This window comes from Streptomyces sp. NPDC107765 (genome assembly GCF_055657085.1).
Genome location: NZ_JBVKBL010000001.1, coordinates 631,506 through 649,450 on the forward strand (window position 1 = coordinate 631,506; position 17,945 = coordinate 649,450).

The 17,945-nt window shown below is 72.6% G+C and carries 12 protein-coding genes; 11 read left to right on the forward strand and 1 reads right to left on the reverse strand.

Annotated elements, in window-relative coordinates:
• Window positions 1-176 precede the first annotated feature (176 nt).
• From ACZ7MX_RS03055 to mmsB, 6 genes are all read left to right on the forward strand, one after another.
• On the forward strand, window positions 177-1,331 hold the full coding sequence (locus tag ACZ7MX_RS03055; RefSeq protein ID WP_472128741.1) for a mandelate racemase/muconate lactonizing enzyme family protein: 1,155 nt from the start codon (window positions 177-179) through the stop codon (window positions 1,329-1,331).
• Window positions 1,328-2,410 (forward strand): zinc-dependent alcohol dehydrogenase, encoded by a 1,083-nt coding sequence (locus ACZ7MX_RS03060; protein WP_472128743.1) that lies wholly within the window; start codon window positions 1,328-1,330, stop codon window positions 2,408-2,410. The genes ACZ7MX_RS03055 and ACZ7MX_RS03060 overlap by 4 nt, the downstream gene beginning before the upstream one ends.
• A 173-nt stretch (window positions 2,411-2,583) precedes the next feature.
• Window positions 2,584-3,558, forward strand: a complete 975-nt coding sequence (locus ACZ7MX_RS03065) for a hypothetical protein (protein WP_472128745.1) — start codon at window positions 2,584-2,586, stop codon at window positions 3,556-3,558.
• Window positions 3,559-3,562: 4 nt separating this feature from the next.
• Window positions 3,563-4,666, forward strand: a complete 1,104-nt coding sequence (gene chvE / locus ACZ7MX_RS03070) for a multiple monosaccharide ABC transporter substrate-binding protein (protein ID WP_472128747.1) — start codon at window positions 3,563-3,565, stop codon at window positions 4,664-4,666.
• Entirely contained in the window at window positions 4,663-6,303 is a 1,641-nt protein-coding gene (gene mmsA, locus ACZ7MX_RS03075) for a multiple monosaccharide ABC transporter ATP-binding protein (protein ID WP_472128749.1), read from the forward strand. The genes chvE and mmsA overlap by 4 nt, the downstream gene beginning before the upstream one ends.
• A gap of 9 nt (window positions 6,304-6,312) precedes the next feature.
• Window positions 6,313-7,533: a multiple monosaccharide ABC transporter permease gene (gene mmsB, locus ACZ7MX_RS03080; protein ID WP_472128751.1), complete on the forward strand. Its 1,221-nt coding sequence runs from the start codon at window positions 6,313-6,315 to the stop codon at window positions 7,531-7,533.
• A gap of 165 nt (window positions 7,534-7,698) precedes the next feature.
• Here the strand turns inward: mmsB and ACZ7MX_RS03085 are convergent, their stop codons facing one another.
• Window positions 7,699-8,376: a hypothetical protein gene (locus ACZ7MX_RS03085; RefSeq protein WP_472128753.1), complete on the reverse strand. Its 678-nt coding sequence runs from the start codon at window positions 8,374-8,376 to the stop codon at window positions 7,699-7,701.
• An 88-nt stretch (window positions 8,377-8,464) separates the two neighbouring features.
• Between ACZ7MX_RS03085 and ACZ7MX_RS03090 the strand changes: the two genes are divergently transcribed.
• The 5 genes from ACZ7MX_RS03090 to ACZ7MX_RS03110 all read left to right on the forward strand — a co-directional run bounded on the left by ACZ7MX_RS03090 (window position 8,465) and on the right by ACZ7MX_RS03110 (window position 17,944).
• Window positions 8,465-9,343, forward strand: a complete 879-nt coding sequence (locus ACZ7MX_RS03090) for a TetR/AcrR family transcriptional regulator (protein ID WP_472128755.1) — start codon at window positions 8,465-8,467, stop codon at window positions 9,341-9,343.
• Between the two features lie 286 nt (window positions 9,344-9,629).
• The gene (locus tag ACZ7MX_RS03095) at window positions 9,630-10,970 is read left to right on the forward strand and encodes an MFS transporter (RefSeq protein ID WP_472128757.1); all 1,341 of its coding nucleotides are present in this window, start codon (window positions 9,630-9,632) and stop codon (window positions 10,968-10,970) included.
• A gap of 80 nt (window positions 10,971-11,050) precedes the next feature.
• Window positions 11,051-12,412 (forward strand): non-ribosomal peptide synthetase, encoded by a 1,362-nt coding sequence (locus tag ACZ7MX_RS03100; RefSeq protein ID WP_472128759.1) that lies wholly within the window; start codon window positions 11,051-11,053, stop codon window positions 12,410-12,412.
• Between the two features lie 187 nt (window positions 12,413-12,599).
• A complete protein-coding gene (locus ACZ7MX_RS03105; protein ID WP_472128761.1) occupies window positions 12,600-15,920 on the forward strand; it encodes a non-ribosomal peptide synthetase in 3,321 nt (1,106 codons plus the stop codon).
• The gene (locus ACZ7MX_RS03110; RefSeq protein ID WP_472128763.1) at window positions 15,920-17,944 is read left to right on the forward strand and encodes a non-ribosomal peptide synthetase; all 2,025 of its coding nucleotides are present in this window, start codon (window positions 15,920-15,922) and stop codon (window positions 17,942-17,944) included. The genes ACZ7MX_RS03105 and ACZ7MX_RS03110 overlap by 1 nt, the downstream gene beginning before the upstream one ends.
• Window position 17,945: the final 1 nt, after the last annotated feature.

Sequence of the window (17,945 nt, forward strand, 5' to 3'; positions counted from 1 at the left end):
GCCGGTCGCCGACCGGTATGCCGAACGCAGGCTATGCACAGCGGGGTTCGCCGGGCAATGGTGGTGACGGGCCGGCCGCTGCGCAACCCATTGACACCCCCGTCGGGACCTGACTACGGTCACGCCACCATTTCGAACGAGTGACGAAATTTCGAACGACATGGAGGGCAATTGCCGTGCGGATCACGGGAATCAGCACACACGTCGTCGGAACCCCCTGGCGCAATCTCACCTACGTACTCGTCCACACCGACGAGGGGCTGACGGGGGTCGGCGAGACCAGGATGCTCGGCCGCACCGATGCCCTGCTCGGCTATCTGCGGGAGGCCGAGGCGAACCACCTCCGCGGGTCGGATCCGTTCGCGGTCGAGGATCTGGTCCGGCGCATGAAGTACGGGGATTACGGGCGGGCCGGCGAGATCGTGATGTCCGGGATCGCCTGTGTGGAGATGGCCTGTTGGGACATCAAGGGCAAGGCGCTCGGGGTTCCGGTGTGGCAGCTCCTCGGCGGCCGGGTCACCGATCGCGTCATGGCGTACGCCAACGGCTGGTACACCACCGAGCGCACCCCGGAGGCGTACCACAAGGCGGCGCAGGAGGTGGTGGCGCGCGGCTACCGGGCCCTGAAGATCGACCCGTTCGGGACCGGCCACTTAGAGCTGGACCACCAACAGACCCGGCACTCCGTGTCGTTGATCGAGGCGGTACGGGACGCCATCGGCCCGGACACCGAGCTGATGCTGGAGATGCACGGCCGGTTCAGCCCGGCCACGGCGGTCCGGCTGGCCCGCGAAATGGCGCCCTTCCGGCCCGCCTGGCTGGAGGAGCCGGTGCCGCCGGAGAACCTCAAGGCCCTGAAGAAGGTCGCGGACAAGGTGGAGCTGCCGGTGGCCACCGGTGAACGCATCCACGACCGGATCGAGTTCCGGGAGCTGTTCGAGACGCAGGCCGCCGACATCATCCAGCCGGACCTCGGGCACATCGGCGGCATCCTCGAAGCCCGCAAGCTCGCCGCGACCGCCGAGACCCATTACGTGCTGGTGGCCCCGCACAACGTCGGCGGTGCGGTGCTGACCGCGGCCTCGCTCCAACTCGCGTCCTGCACCCCGAACTTCAAGGTCCTGGAGCACTTCAACGACTTCGCGGACGCGGAGATCACCAAGGTGGTGCGGGGTGCGCCGTACGTGGATCCGGAGACCGGTTGCTTCGCGGTGTCGCACGCGCCCGGGCTCGGCGTCGAGTTCGATCCGGACGCCGCGGCCGAATTCCCGCAGCAGCAGGCACGCTTCGACCTCTGGGCCGAGGGCTGGGAGCAGAGGCGGCCGCGATGAGCCGAGCGGGCGGCGGCCCGGACAGCCGGGCGGACGGGGATGCGGTGGGGCGGGACCACGGGGCGGAGGTCAGCCGCTCGATCGTCGTCGAGCGGCCCCGGCACCACCGGCTGGTGCACGGCACGGTGCCCGAGCCCGGGCCGGATGAGGTGCTGGTGCGGGTCGCGGCCGCCGGGATCTGCCTGAGCGATCGCGAGCTCTATGACGGCCGGCGCGACGCCGGGTACGTCCACTACCCCGTCGTGCCCGGTCATGAGTGGTCGGGCACGGTGGCGGCGGTCGGCGCGGGGGTCGATCCGGCGCTGGTGGGGCGCAAGACGGTGGCCGAGGGCTTCCGGGCGTGCCGGGGGTGTGAGCGCTGCCGGGCCGGCGAGACCAGCCTGTGCACCAGCGGGTACGCCGAGACCGGGTTCACCGAGCCGGGCGGGTTCGCGGACCATCTCACCGTGCCCGCAGCGCTGTTGCATCCGCTGCCCGACGACGCCGATCTGCGGGCCGCCGCGCTGCTGGAACCGGCCGCGGTGGTCGCCGCGGCGGTGCGGGCCGGGCGGCCGCGGCCCGGTGAGCGGATCGCGGTGGTCGGTGCGGGCACGCTCGGGCTGCTCGCGGTGCAGCTGCTGGCCGCGGCGGAACCCACCGAGCTCGTGGTGGTCGATCCGCGGTCCGGGCGCCGTGCCCAGGCGCTGCGGTTCGACGCGACCGCGGTGTGCACGCCCGAGCAGGCGACGAAGCGCAACGGCTGCTTCGACCTGGTCGTGGAGACCGCCGGAGCGCGCTCGACCGCGGCCTCGTCCTGCCTGCTGGCCCGCCGGGGCGGCCGGGTGGTGCTGACCGGGATGTTCCCGCCGGGCGCGGCCGGGATCGACCCGGTGCACCTGTCCCTCAGCCAGCTGGAGATCCGCAGCATCTTCGGGGCGCCGTCGTCGGCCTGGTCGTACGCCGTGCGCGCCTTCGGCCGGGGACTGCTCGACCCGGCACCGCTCATCACCCATGAGTTCCCCCTGGAAGGGTTCGCCGAGGCCATTGCGCTGGTGGGCGACGGCGACCCGGGGACGGGGAAAGTGCTGCTGCGGCCCTGAGTCACTGCCGTGCTTGAGGTGCTGCCGCCCTCCTGAGACGTGCGGTGGTACGGGAGCAGCGCCCGCCCCCGTACCACCGCACCCCACGCTCCTTCGCACATCCCCAAAGGCAGCCGCACACCCATTACTCCGAACGCCGTCCGACATACCGAACACTCGACCATGGGAGCCTCGTGACCGCCCCATCAGAGTCAGCATCTCGTCGCCCCGGCGCCGACGCCCTCGCCCGCATCGGCCATCCCTCTCCCCCGGCCGACCCCGCGGACGCCTCACCGCACACCTTTCCCGACGGCGGCGTCTGGCGGACCGAGATCCCGTCGGTGGAGGGCCCGGAGGCGCTGTCCGTCGTGCTGGCGGAGAGCACCCGCCTCGCTGTGCCGGTGCACCGGATCAGTCAGGGCAGCGGTGTGTGGATGCTCACCGACGGTGAGATCACCGAGATGGCCGGGGCGTGCGCCACGCGCGGCATCGAGCTGTGCCTGTTCACCGGTCCGCGCGGCACCTGGGACATCGGTGGCTCCACCCGCACCTGCTCCGGCGGTGCGGGTCTGCGCGCCCGCGGCCATGACGGCCTCGCGGGATGTGTCGAAGACGCCCTGCGTGCCGCGGAGTTGGGGGTGCGCTGTCTGCTGGTGGCGGACGAGGGCGTGCTGTGGACGCTGCACCGGCTGCGGGCGGCCCGGCACCTGCCCGCCGACACCACCTTCAAGGTGTCCGCCCTCTCCGGGCCGGTCAATCCCGCCTCGTTCGCCGTGTACGAGCGTCTCGGCGCCGACTCCCTCAACGTGCCCTCCGACCTGACCGCGGAGCACCTCACCGAGATCCGGCGGGTGAGCGGTGCCCCGATGGACCTGTACGTCGAGGCGCCCGACGACCTCGGTGGCTATGTGCGGATGTACGAGACGGCCGAGCTGATCCGGCGCGGCGCGCCCTTGTACCTCAAGTTCGGCCTGAGCAACGCGTCCGGCATCTATCCCTACGGCGCGCACGTGCGCGAGCACGCCCTCGCCACCGCCCGGGAACGGGTCCGGCGCGGACGCCTGGTCCTGGACCTGCTGGCCCGGCACGGCGCGGACGGCGGGATGTCACCACCGGGCGCCCGCCTCCCGGGCCGGCTGCACCGCTTCCCCGTACCGGAAAGGGACTGATCCCATGCGCTCCCGCACCCTCCTCGTCACCGCGAGCGCCGCCCTGCTCGCCGTCTCGCTGACCGCCTGCGGCCAGGAGGCCAGGGGCGGCAGCCGCTACCGTCCCGACCGCGGCGCGGGCGGCACCATCGGCATCGCCATGCCCACCAAGGCGTCGGAGCGCTGGATAGCCGACGGCCGGAACATGGCGGAGCAGTTCCGCAGGGCCGGGTACCAGGCGGACCTGCAGTACGGCGACGACAAGGTCGAGAACCAGGTCGCCCAGCTGGAGAACATGATCACCGAGGGGCACCGGCTGCTGGTGGTCGCCGCCATCGACGGTTCGGCGCTCACCGACGTACTGCAGCGCGCGCACGACGCGGGCATCCCCGTGATCGCGTACGACCGGCTGATCATGGGCACGAAGAACGTCGACTACTACGCGTCCTTCGACAACGAACGCGTCGGCCGCCTCCAGGGGCAGTACCTCGTCGACAAGCTGAAATTGGGCAGGCCCCGCAGCCACGCGGGCAAGAGCTACCACATCGAACTGTTCGCGGGTTCGCCCGACGACAACAACACCCGCTACTTCTGGCACGGTGCCCTCGACGCCCTCACGCCGTACCTGCGCAGCGGGCAACTGGTGGTCGGCAGCAAGCAGACGAGGATGAACCAGGCCACCACGTTGCGCTGGGACGGCGGTACCGCGCAGAAGCGGATGGACGACCTGATCAGCAAGAACTACGGCGAGGAAAAGGTCGACGCGGTGCTGTCCCCGTACGACGGCATCTCGCTGGGCATCATCTCCGCCCTCAAGAGCGCCGGTTACCGGGGCGCGGACCTGCCGATCGTCACCGGGCAGGACGCGGAACTGGCTTCGGTGAAGTCCATCATCCACGGCGAGCAGACGCAGACGGTCTTCAAGGACACCCGCAAACTCGCCGCACGTGCCGTGCAGATGGGCGATGCCGTACTCCACGGCCGAAAACCCGAGGTCAACAACACGACCGACTACGACAACGGGAAGAAGACCGTGCCCGCGTATCTGCTGAAGCCGGTGAACATCGACAAGGGGAATACCGACCTCCTCGTCCGCGAGGGGTACTTCACCGCGGGACAGCTGCGGTGACCCGGCCCGACGGTGAGCCGCGGCCGACGGCCGAGCGGCCGCGCCCCGTCCTGGAGATGCGCGCCATCACCAAGAGCTTCCCCGGCGTCACCGCGCTCTCCGATGTGCATCTGACCGTGCGGGCCGGCGAGATCCACGCCGTCTGCGGGGAGAACGGCGCCGGGAAGTCCACCTTGATGAAGGTCCTCAGCGGGGTGCATCCGCACGGCAGTTACGGGGGCGAGATCCGCTTCGAGGGCGAGCCGGTGGCCTTCAAGGACATCCGGGCCAGTGAACAGCGCGGCATCGTCATCATCCACCAGGAGCTGGCGCTGGTGCCGCAGCTGTCGATCGCCGAGAACATCTTCCTCGGCAACGAACGGCGATCGGCCCGCGGCACCCTCGACTGGAACGCCACCTACCGCGAGGCGAGCCGGCTGCTGGAGCGGGTCGGGCTGCGCGAAAGGCCGCAGACGCCGGTCGCGGAGCTGGGCGTGGGACAGCAGCAGCTGGTGGAGATCGCCAAGGCCCTGTCGAAGGAGGTGAAGCTGCTCATCCTGGACGAACCCACGGCGGCGCTCAACGACCAGGACAGCGCTCAGCTGCTCGAACTGATCCGCCAGCTGCGCGCACAGGGCGTGGCCGGCATCGTCATCTCCCACAAACTCCACGAGATCCGGGCGATCGCCGACTCGGTGACCATCCTGCGCGACGGCCGGACCGTCGAGACGCTGACGGTACGTCATACGCCTTCTGCTGCACCGGAATTGTCCGAGGAACGCCTCATCCAGGGCATGGTCGGCCGCGACCTCGACCACCGCTTCCCCGACCGCACTCCCTACCAGGGCGAGGACGCCGGCCAGGTGGCGCTCGCCGTCGGTGGCTGGACCGTACGGCATCCGGTCGACCCTCGGCGCACGGTCGTCGACGAGGTGTCGCTCACCGTGCGCCGCGGCGAGATCGTCGGCATCGCCGGGCTGATGGGCGCGGGCCGCACCGAACTCGCGATGTCCGTCTTCGGGCGCTCCTACGGGCAGTACGTCCGCGGCACGGTGGCCGTCGGCGGCCGCGAGGTCGACACCAGAACCGTACCGGCGGCCATCGCCGCGGGTCTCGCCTACGTCACCGAGGACCGCAAGCGCTACGGCCTGAACCTCCTCGACACCGTGCAGCGCAACATCTCCCTGGCCTCGCTCCCCCGCATGCGGCGCCACGACGCCGGCCGGCGGCACGGCATGCGCGGCTTCGTGGACGAACACCACGAACGCCGGGTCGCCGAGCACTACCGCACGGCCCTCACCATCAAGACCCCCACGGTCGCCGAGCAGGTGGGCCGACTGTCCGGCGGCAACCAGCAGAAGGTCGTGCTGAGCAGGTGGATCCACGCCGACCCGCAGGTGCTGATCCTCGACGAGCCGACGCGCGGCATCGACGTCGGCGCGAAGTACGAGATCTACACCGTGATCGGCGAACTCGCGGCCCGCGGCAAGGCGGTGCTCTTCCTCTCCTCCGAGCTGCCCGAACTGCTCGGGATGTGCGACCGGATCTACACCATGGCCGAGGGCCGGCTGACCGGTGAGGTCTCCCGGGCAGAGGCCACCCAGGAAGTACTGATGCGCCATATGACCATGCCCCGTACGACCAGGAACGGGAGCTGAGGCCCCGCCATGACCACCACCACGAGCACTCCCCCCGAGGACCCGCCCGCGTCGGCACCGGCCATGGCGCTGCTGTTCCGCAGTGCCCGGGCCAACCTGCGCCAGTACGGCATGCTCATCGCCCTGGTCTTCCTCGTCGTGCTGTTCCAGATCTGGACCGACGGCACGCTGCTGCTGCCGAACAACGTCTCCAACCTGATCCAGCAGAACAGCTACATCCTCATCCTGGCCATGGGCATGATGATCGTCATCGTCGCGGGCCATATCGACCTGTCCGTCGGTTCGCTGGTCGCCTTCGTCGGCGCGATGGCCGCGGTTCTGATGGTCAAGCACGACCTGCCCTGGGTGCCCGCCCTGCTCCTCTCGCTGCTGATCGGGGCGGTCGCGGGGGCCTGGCAGGGCTTCTTCATCGCGTACCTCGGGATCCCGTCGTTCATCGTGACGCTGGCCGGCATGCTGCTGTTCCGCGGCGCGACGCAGATCGTGCTGGAGGGGCAGTCCCTGGCGCCGTTCCCGGACGGCTTCCAGGACCTCGCCAAGGGCTTCCTCCCGGAAGTGGGCCCGTACACGCAGTACCACAACCCCACCCTCGCGCTGGGCCTCTGCGCCGTCGTGCTCCTCCTGCTACGGGAAGGACGGCAGCGCACCCGCCAACTCGCCCTGGCGCTGGACGTGTTGCCGACCGGCCTGTGGGTGGCCAGATGCACCGCGCTCACCGCCGCCGTCGGGGCCTTCACCCTGACGCTGGCCAGTTTCCACGGCGTGCCGGTCGTGATGCTGGTGATGGGCGGCCTGCTGCTCGCCCTCGGTCATGTGATGCGCAACGCGGTCGTCGGACGGCATGTGTACGCCCTCGGCGGCAACAAGGCGGCCGCACAGCTGTCCGGCGTCAAGGACAAGCGCATCACGTTCGCCGTCTTCGTCACCATGGGTGTCCTGGCGGCGCTCGCCGGTTGCGTCTACGCGGCCCGGCTGAACGCGGGTACCCCGCAGGCCGGCCTGAACTTCGAACTCGAGGCCATCGCCGCCTCGTTCATCGGCGGCGCCTCCATGAGTGGCGGCGTCGGCACGGTCATGGGTGCGGTCATCGGCGGCCTGGTCCTCGGTGTCCTCAACAACGGCATGTCGCTGGTCGGCATCGGCACCGACTACCAGCAGGTCATCAAGGGCCTCGTACTGCTCGCCGCGGTCGGCTTCGACGTCTGGAACAAGCGCAGGGCGGGGCGTTAGGGACCTTCCGGGGGCGTGCTCACCGCACCGGTGCCGGCGGGTCGTGGACCAGGCACTGCCCTTGGAGGAGGCCGCCAGGCCCATGAGCTCAGCGAGACCGGCCGCGTCACGGGGAAGATCGTGCTCACCGTGCGCTGACGCCGATCGCCTTCGCCCGGCCGCCCGTTACGCGGAGTGCGGCGACGGCCCGGTCTCCGTGCGGCCCAGGAAGCGGCGTACCGCCCAGGCCGGCGCACCGAGCGCGAAGCCGTACACGGTGACCAGGCCGTGGCCGTTCTCCTGCGCGAGCCACATCGCCAGGCCGAGCACCGGGACGGCGATCGCGAGGGCCTGCTGCTTCTTGACGCGGGTGCGGGTCAGGAGAACCAGGGCCAGGGTGGCGCCCAGGAAGTAGGTCGCGCCCGAACTGCCGGCGAAGTTGCGCGGGTCCGTGCTGGGGCCGCCGCCGATTCCGAGCAGCGCGTCGAGGTGCTCCGGCAGGAGGATGCCGGCGGCGAAGAAGACCAGGGTCAGCGTGCCGCCCCAGAGCCACTGCGCGAGCGCGGCCACGATGGCCAGGGTCGCGATGTTCCAGATGGCGCCGCCCGGGCCGCCGTTCTGCAGGAAGACCGAGGTGAGCTCCCGCCACCAGCCGCTCTTGGCGGGGTCGTTGTCGAGGGCGGCCATCGCGCCCGACCAGCACAGCTGAAGGACCACACCGGCCACCGCGAGGGTGGTCAGGGCGATCGCGGCCCACGGGACGGGGCGCCCGCGCAGCGTGTCACGTCCGACCGCGCCGAGCCCGCTGTTGATGATCATCACCATCAACGCGGCCGTGGTCACGTTGAACAGCAGCCCGTCCATGTCCCGCCCCCTGCAACACCGTTCGAAATGGTCGGCCGGAGGCTAGCACAGCTTTCGAACAGCGTTGGAAAAGCTTTACGGTAAGAGGATGAAGCTCACCAAGGAGCGGATCATCGATGCCGGTATGGCCACGTTCGCCGAGGTCGGTTACCACGCCCTGTCCATGCGCCAGGTGGCCGACCGGCTCGGGGCGCACGCGGGCAGCCTCTACTACCACGTGCGCAGCAAGGACGACCTGCTCGCCCTGATGGCCGACCGGGTCTGCCAACAGGCTTACGACGACGGCAGCACCGCGCTGGCCGCCCTGCCGCCCGGGGCGACCTGGCAGGACCGGATCGAGGCCCAGGCCACCACCCTGCGCCAAGCCCTGCTCAAGCACCCGGGTGGAGCGCTCCTGCTGGTCGACAGCCCCAGGATGCTCAGCACCGGCGGGCTGTCCTTGATGGAACGTCTCCTGCACACCCTCCTCGACGCAGGCGTCCCCGCCGAACACGCCGGCACCGCCGCCGACACCCTGCTCAGCCACCTCACCGGCTTCGCCCTCCAGGAACAGAGCGGGGCACAGATGGCCCCCGTCACCGAAGAGGTCTACGCGGACCTGCATGCGCGCTTCCCGCTCCTGCTCACACAGATGCCCCGACTGAGCCAGGACGAGAAGTTCCGGCGCAGCGTGCACCTGCTGTGCCGAGCTGTCGTCACCCTCATCGGGGGGACTCCCCCGCCGCAGCCGACGCGTCGCAGGTGTAGGGTCTCGCCGCGCATCTCGGGCGTAGAGATCACGGTCGGCGAAGAACCGGAACATCGCCACGTAGTCGTGGCTGAAGTCGGGGACGGCGGCGCGCAGGTCGTCATGCGGCATCGGGAGGTAGGCGCTGGGGGTGCCCGCGACCTGGGCGAAGGTAGCGGCGATCTCGTCGCCGGTGAGGCTGTCGCCGATCACCGCGAGCTCCGCGAGCGGGGACGGTGACCGCATAGCGGGTGAAGCGAGGGGTTCCGTTCATAAAGGGACATCGAGTGCGGTTTTCGGTCAGATTCCGACTCGTGACGTTGCGTGCAGACCGGAGGGACCCTGATCCGCCACCGGCCCGACCGGACCTGCCCATGCACCAGGGCCGCACAGACGCCGGACATCCCGTCGTTGCCAGAATCTGGCGGAAAATTTCCGGCGCGTGTGCGTAATTGGTGAAGAAAACCGTCTGAAACTGCGCTCCTCGTGTTGACCGGAGATCGCCGGGTCCCCGAATGTCATCGTCATGCCCGTCAGACCCCGAGCCGCCACAAGCGGCCCGCTGCGCATGCCCGAGTTCCGCCTGCTCCTCACCGGAGCCGCGGCCGGACTCTTCGGCTCCCAGGTCACCCTGGTCGCGCTGCCCCTCGTCGCAGTACTCCAGCTCCACGCGCCCGCGTTCCAGGTGGGTTTGCTCACCGCGGCCGAGACCGCCGCGTTCCTGCTGGTCGGCCTGCCCGCGGGAGCCTGGGTCGACCGGATGCGGAAGCTGCCGCTGCTGATCCGTGCCGATGTGGTGCGGGCCGTGGCCATGGCGAGCATCCCCCTGGCCGCCGTCGCCGGGGTGCTGACGATGGCCCAGCTGTACGTCGTCGCCCTGGTCACCGGTGTGGCGACGGTCTTCTTCGACGTCGCCCACCAGAGCTTCGTACCGCAACTGCTGCCCAAGGAGCAGCTGGTCGCCGGCAACGGAGCGCTGGAGACCGTCCGTTCCTCGGCCCAGGTCGCGGGCCCCGGGCTGGGCGGCGGCCTGGTGCAGCTGCTCGGCGCGCCGTTGGCCATCGTGGCGGACGCCTGCGGCTATGCGCTCTCCGCGCTCTTCCTGTGGCGCATCAAGCGGCCGGAGAGCCTCCCGGAACGCGTTCCGGGGGCCTCGCTCCGCAAGGACGTCGGCGAGGGGCTGCGCTTCGTGTTCGGCCACCGCCTGCTTCGGGTGATCGCCCTGGCCACCGGGCTGGCCAACCTCTTCTCCGCCATGCTGATGGCCACCCAGTCCGTCTTCCTGGTACGGGAGCTGGGGCTGGCGCCCGCGGCGGTCGGCCTGGTGCTGTCCGCCGCCGCGCTCGGCGGCCTGGCGGGCGCCCTGTGTGCCGGCCCGCTCGCCGCGCGGCTCGGCCGGGCCCGGATCATCTGGCTGTCCGCCCTGGTCACCGGGCCGTTCGCGGTGCTGTGGCCGCTGTCCGGGCGCGGCGCGGGCGCCTCGTTGTTCGCGCTCGGCTCCGGCGTGGTCTTCTTCGGGGCGGTCGTCTACAACGTCGCCCAGGTCAGCTTCCGGCAGACGGTCTGCCCGCCCGGGCTGCTCGGCCGGATGAACGCCACCCTGCGGTTCGTGATGTGGGGCACGCTGCCCCTCGGGGCGCTGGTCGGCGGTGCCCTGGCCGATGCGTACGGCGCCCGTGCGGCGCTGGTGTGGTGCGCGGCGGGATTCCTCGTCGTACCGCTGCCGCTGCTGCTCTCGCCGCTGCGGAGGATGCGTGAACTCCCGTCGGCCGATGTTGAGTTGAGTGACACCGCTGAGAAGCCGGACGAGGGCGCCGATGCCGGTGCCGGTGCCGGCCAGCGGGTCGAGGCCGCCGGGCGCGGTTAGCGCGCGCCGTGCCCGAGCCCTCGTCCCCGTTCTCCCCGCCTCCCTCCCCACCTCACTTCTCCCTGCCCAGAGAGGCTTCCGTGCACAGCATCACGAGCCAGTACCTGGCCCGCTTCCGCCGGCTCGACGACGGCGTCGGGGGTGCCGCCGGCGACGGGGCACCGGCCCTGCTGCCGGTCACCGGTGCTCAGCGGCGCTTCGTCCTCATACGGGCCATGGACCCGGCCGGGCGGCCCGATCTGGTGCCGATGTTCTTCTCCTTCCCGCGCGGCACGGTGGACCTCGCGCGCCTCGCCGCGGCGGCCCGGCGCCTCGCCGTACTGCATCCCGTGTTGCGCGCCCGTCCTGAGGTGCTGCGGGGTACCCCGGTGCTCCGACCGGGGTCGCCGGAGGTGCCGGTGACGCGGGTCTCCCGCGCGCCGGGGGAGGACGCGGCGGCCGCGCTGCGGCGGGTCCTGCACGACTGGGCCCCGCAGGGGGCACCGCTGCGGCTGTTCCTGGCAGCGGACGGCCTGGACGGCGCGGAGGGGCCGGACGGACCGGACGGACCGGGTGCCGAAGGGCCACGGGAAGTGCTCGCCGTGGTGCTGGAGCACACCGCGTGCGACGGCCAGTCGCTGAACCGGATCGTCGAGGAACTGGGCGCCGCCTACGCCGCGGGCCGCGCGGCGGACGGCCCGTCGCCCGCCGACGCCGCCGCCGAGCTGGACGCCTACCGGGAGGCCGTACTCCTACAGTTGGCCGCGGAGGAACGGGCGGGTTCGCCGGCCGCGATGGCGTACTGGGGCGACCGGCTCCGCGCGGTGTGCGAACGGACGCGGCCCGCGAACGGGCCGCAGGGCCCGGCGCGGGACGGGCTGCCGAGCGGTTCGGCCGAGCGGCGGATACCCGCGCCGGAGACCGGTACCTCCTTCCCCCAACTGCTCGACGCCTGCCGCGCCGCCGCGGAGGTGCTGTACGGGAAGGGCCACGTGGTGCCGCTCGGCTATCCGTGGGGCGGCCGTCCCGCCGGCGCCGCACCGGTGCTCGGCTGCTTCCTCAACACCGTGGTCTTCCCCACCGCGACCGGCACCGGCCCGGTGACGCCGGAGGAGACGGCCGGCGCGTGGTGGGACGATCTGGACCACGCCGGCACGCCGTTCGACGCGGTGGTGCACGCGGCACGGGCCGCCGGGTCCGGCTGGCGGGGCGGTCTCGACGGGCTGTTGACCGTGGACGACGCCCGGCGGCGGCCCCCGCTCCGGCTCGGCGGTGTCACCGGCCGGGAGATCCACATCGACGGCAGAGCGGTACGCGGCCCCTTCGCGGTGTCCGTCACCCAGGGACCGGAACTGCGGCTGCGCATGGTGTGGGACCGCGCGGTGCATTCCGACGGGACGGCCGAGGACGCGTTCGCCGCGCTGACCGGTGCCTTGGGTGCCCCGGCTGCCGCGGCCGGCTGAACCGGCCGCCTCCCTCCCCGCCCTTCCCTCCTTGCCCTTCTTCCCTTCTTTCCTCGTCTGCCCCCTCGCTCCTGAAGCCACCTCATGGCCGGCCGGGTGATCCGCGGCCCGGCCTGCGCACTACGCGGCCGGCCCGACCATGCCCGGCCACGCCACTTCCGATCCGACCACACATCAAGGACCGCCCATGCTTCCGCTCTCCTCCTCGCAGGAGATCGTCTGGCTGCACGAACAGGTGCAGCCGGGCAGCCGCGCGTACAACTTCACCGCCGCACTCGATCTGTGGGGCACCCTCGACGCCGAGGCCCTGCGCCGCGGGCTCGCCGCCGTCCTCGACCGGCACCCCGGTCTGCGGCTGGAACTCGTCGCCGTCCCCGGCGCGATGCCCGGCCAGCGGGTCGCCGAGAACTGTGCGCCGCGGCTGCGGACGGTGGACCTGAGCGGGGCGGACGACCCCGACCGGGCCTTCGAGGAGCTGCTGCGCACCGAGGCGGAGACCCCGCTCGACACCTATCAGGCGCCGCTGCTGCGCTGGACGCTGGTCCGGCTGGCGGAGGACCGGCACCGGCTCATCCACGTCGAGCACCATCTGATCCACGACGGCCACTCCTTCGCGATCCTGCTGCGCGACGTCTTCACCGTCTACCGGGGCCATGTCCTGGGCGAGCCGGTCGAGTTGCCCGCCGCGTCCTCGTATGCCGAGCACGTCCGGGTGCAGCGGGAGAGCGCTGCCGGGGATGACGAGGAGCGGCGGGCCGGCCTTGAGTTCTGGGCCGGGGAACTGCGCGACTTCTCCTACGACATGCCGCTGCCCGGGCTGACCCGGCCGGGGTCGCGGCGCCGCCACCACGGCGGGCAGCTGCGCCAGTCGATCGGCGCCGACCTGGCCGGCCGGCTGCGGGAGCACGCCCGTGCGCGCGGTCTGACGCCGTTCGCCGCGCTGCTGGGGCTCTTCGCCGAGCTGCTGCGCCGGCACAGCGGCCGCACGCAGATGGTCATCGGCACCGCGGTCGGCAACCGCCCGCGCGGGTTCGAGGACGCGGTCGGGATGTTCGTGAACACGATCCCGCTCCCGCTCCGGCTGGATCCGGACGCACCGGCCGAGGACTCCATGGACGAGGTGACCGACACCCTGATCCGTGCGCTGCCGCACCAGGAGGTGCCGGTCCAGGAGCTGACCCGGGCGCTCGGTCTGCACACCTCGGGTGCGGACAACCCGCTGTTCAGCGTCATGTTCAGCGCCCACGACGCGGAGCTGCCCGAGATCGACGTGCCCGGTCTGGACATCACGCTGTTCGAGGGCTTCAACACCGGCACCACACGCTTCGACCTGGACGTGGTGCTGCTGCCGGACGACCGGCGCGGGGTCACCCCGCGGCACGGTGCGCCGGGCATGACGCTGGTGTGGGACTACGACGCCGACATGTTCGGGGAGGACGTGGCGAAGCTGCTCGCCGGGCGGTTCCTCGACCTGCTGCGGGCCTACCTCGACGCCCCCGGCACCGTCCTCGCCGACCTGGCGCTGCCGTCGGCTCCCGAGCCGGTCCCGGCCTCGGCGGGCACGCCCCTCGCACCGGCCGCCCAGGACGGCGCCGCCCGTGATCCGCTGGACCCCGCCGCCGCCCATGACCCGTCGCTGCCGGCGCTGCTCGTCGGCGCCCGCCGGATCACCTACGGCGACCTCGACGCGCAGGTGGACTCGCTGGTGGAGCGGCTGCGCGCCGCGGGGGTGACGGCCGGTCAGCCGGTGGCCGCGGTGCTGCCGCGCGGCCTCGACTCGGTCGTGACGCTGCTGGCGTGCCTGCGGAGCGGAGCGGTGTACTGCCCGCTGTCGCCGTCCGACCCGCCGGCGCGTCTGGAGCTTCTGCTGGAGCGGCTCTCCCCGGCCCTGGTACTGACCCCCGCCGAGGCCCCGGCCACCGGCCCGGCCGGCTTCTCGGCCCCCTCCGTCCCTGCCGGTCTTCCGGTGGCCCCGGTCGACGCGCCGGTCCTTCCCCGGGCCCGGAAGGCGGAGGTGGTGCCCGGCGCCTCGTACATCATCCACACCTCGGGCTCGACGGGTGTGCCCAAGCCCGTGGCCGTCGGACGGGCGGCGCTGGCGAACCATCTGACCGGCGCGGCCGAGCGGTTCGGCCTGGCGCCCGGCGACCGGGCGCTGCTATTCGCCCAGCCGTCGTTCGACGTGGCGCTGGAGGAGGTGCTGCCGTCGCTGCACGCCGGGGCGTGCCTGGTCGTGCCCGAGTACGAGGTGCCGACCGGGGCCGAGCTGACCGAGCTGCTGACCACCGCCAGGGTCACCGTGGCGAACCTGCCCACCAGTTACTTCCTCGCCACCCGTGACGACATGGCCCCCGCCCTGCGCGACGGCCGGTGGGCCCCCCGGCTGCTGGTCCTCGGCGGGGAGCGCCTCCCGGCCGAGGTGATGCACGCCTTCCTCGCCGACACCGACGCCACGGTGCTCAATGTCTACGGCGTGACGGAGGCCGCCATCAGCTCCACCGTCCACGAAATCACCCGCGACGGCCTGGCCGAGGGCGCGGAGATCCCGTTGGGCACCGAACTGCCCGGCGAGCGGATCCACGTCCTGGACGCCGGGCGCCGTCCGCTGCCGGACGGCGCGGTCGGCGAGCTGGCGATCGCCGGGGCCGGACTCGCCGAGGGGTACGTCGGCAACCCGGAGGCCACCGCCGCCCGGTTCGTCACGGTCGACGCGCTCGGCGGGGAACGGGTCTACCTCACCGGCGACCTCGGCTACCGGGGCCGCGACGGGCTGCTCTACTTCCTGGGCCGCCGGGACAACCAGGTCAAGCTGCGCGGTTACCGCATCGAGCTGGAGGAGGTGGAGTCCGCCGCCTCGGCCGTGCTCGGCGGCCGGTCCTGCGCCGTCGTCCTGGACCGCGAGGCGCCCGGCGGGCCCCGGCTCGTCGGCTTCCTGGAGAACACCGGCCCGGCCACGACGGGCACACCGGGCGCGGAGTGGGACGAGCAGGCCCTGCACACGGAGTTGAGCCGCCGGCTGCCGGCCGCTCTGGTGCCGGGGCGGTGGGCGCGGCTGGACGTGCTGCCGAGGCTGGCCGGCGGCAAGCCGGACCGGGTGGCGCTGTCCCGTAGGGCCGCGGCACCGGAGCCGACGGTTCCGGTGGCCGCGGTGGCTTCCGCGGCCGGGGAGGGCGACGCCACCGGCCCGGTGTCCGACGACCCGCTGACGGCACTGCTCGCCGACGGCTGGCAGGAGGTCCTGGACCACCGCCGCTTCGACGCGACCTCGCACTTCTTCCACGTCGGCGGTCATTCGCTGCTCGCCGCGCAGCTGGCCGCCTGGCTGGAGCCCCACCTGGGCGAGCGCCCGCCGTTGCGGCTGCTGTTCCGCAACCCGGTACTCGCCGACCAGGCCGGCGCCCTCGCGGCGTTCGCCGCCGCGTCCACGACGGCCGCGGCTCCTACGACCACCACGGGCACCCCTGTCGTGACCCCTGTGACTGCTGCGACCACTGCGACGGAGGCGTGATGCACCCGACCTCGACCCCGACCCTCCAGGCCCCCCAGACCTCCCGGGCCCAGGACGGCCCGCTGAGCATCGCCCACGGCGCCCCGCCCGCGGCCGGCGCCCCGGCCGGGGTGCTCTCCCGCTTCGCGGAGTGGACCGCCCGTTCGCCCGAGGCACCCGCGGTGCTCGACGGCGCGCACACCTGGACGTACCGGGAGATCGGCACCGCCGCCGACGCGGTGGCGGACGCGCTCCGCGACCGGGTCCGGCCCGGCGACCTGGTCGGCGTCTGCCTGGACCGTTCGGCCGCGCTGGTGGTGACCGCCGTCGCGCTCGCCCGTCTCGGCGCGGTCTACCTGCCGCTCGGCCCGCAGCCCGGTGAACGCCGTGTCGAGACCGTCACCCAGGACCTGGACGTGGCCTGCCTGATCGGCGATCCGGCGCTGCTGCCGCCCCGTTTCCGGACGTCCGGGCAGGGGGAACGGAGCGGGGCGGGACCGGTCGACCAGGTGGTGCTGCCCCTGCCGGTGAAGGGTGCCAATGCCCCCGCGAAGGCCGTCGCGGCGTTCGCTGACGGACCCGGCGCGGGAGCCCGTCGCGCGCCCGCCGAGGCGTTCTACGCCGTCCTCACCTCCGGTTCCACCGGCCGTCCCAAGGCGGTCGCGGTCGCCGAGGCGGCCCTCGGCACCCTGCTCGACTGGTACCGCACGGAAACCGGTCTGGCCCCGGGCGACCGCCACTCCCTGCTCATCGGCGTCGCCTTCGACCCGCACGTGCTGGAACTGTGGGCCGGACTGACGTCCGGCGCCGCGCTGGTACCCGCCCCGGACGAGGTCCGCTGGGACTCGGAGGTGCTCACCGACTGGTGGCGCGAGGCCGAGGTATCGGTGTCGATCGGGGCCACCCCGATGATCGAGCCCCTCCTCGACCGCCCTTGGCCCAGCGGGCTGACGCTCCGTCACCTCATGGTCGGCGGTGACCGGTTGCGCCGCCGTCCGGCCGCGGACGTGACGGCTACCGTCCACAACGCCTACGGCCCCGCCGAGGCCACCGTCCTCGCCACCTCGTTCGCCATGCGCGGCACGGACGCCGCCCGGACGGCGGACGGGGAGAGCGCGCCGCCGATCGGCGGGCCGGTGCCGGGCGTGACCGTGGTGGTCACCGACGACGACGGCCGCCCCGTACCCCGCGGTGCCGAGGGCGAGTTGCGTCTCGGCGGACGGTGCCTGGCGCTGGGCTACCTGGACCCCGACCTGACCGCGCGCCGCTTCACCACCCCGCCCGCGGGCCTCGCCCTGCCGCCCGGCGTGGACCGGCTGTACCGCACCGGGGACCGGGTGCGGATGAGGGCCGACGGGCTGCTGGAGTTCCTCGGACGCCTCGACGACCAGGTCAAGATCAGCGGCGTGCGGATCGAACCGGCGGAGGTGGCGGCCGCGTTCGAGCAGGACCCGGCGGTGCGCAGCGCCGTCGTCGTCGCACCCCGGACGCCCGACGGCCGCACTCGCCTGGTGGCGTACGTACGGCCGGCCGGCGGCGCCGCCCCGACGGCGGAGGGTTTGCTGACGGCGGTCCGGGCCTGGCTCCCCGAGCAGGCCGTCCCCTCGGCCGTACGCATCGTCGACGCCTTCCCCCTGGACGCCAACGGCAAGGTGGACCGGGCGGAGTTGGTGCGCCGGGCGGCCGAGGAGGGCGCCTCGCCGGTACCGCCCGGCCCCGGTTCGGCCCGCCCCGTTTCGTCCCACCCGGCGGCGCCGTCCGAGTCCGAGGTGCTCCCCGACGGGTCCACCCCCGGGGAACGGCTGGTGCTCGGCACGGTGCGCGATCTGCTGGCCCGGCCGGAGACCACGTTGGCCGAGAACTTCACCGCGGCGGGCGGCACCTCGCTGATCGCCGCCCGTCTGCTGACCGCCATCCAGCAGGAGACCGGCGTACGGCTGCGCGCTCCGGAGCTGCTCCGTCAGCCCGATCTGCGCGCCGTGGCGGCCCTGGTGGACGCCCGCCTGGCAGCTGCGGACGCGGACCCGAAGCCGGGGCGGGACTGAG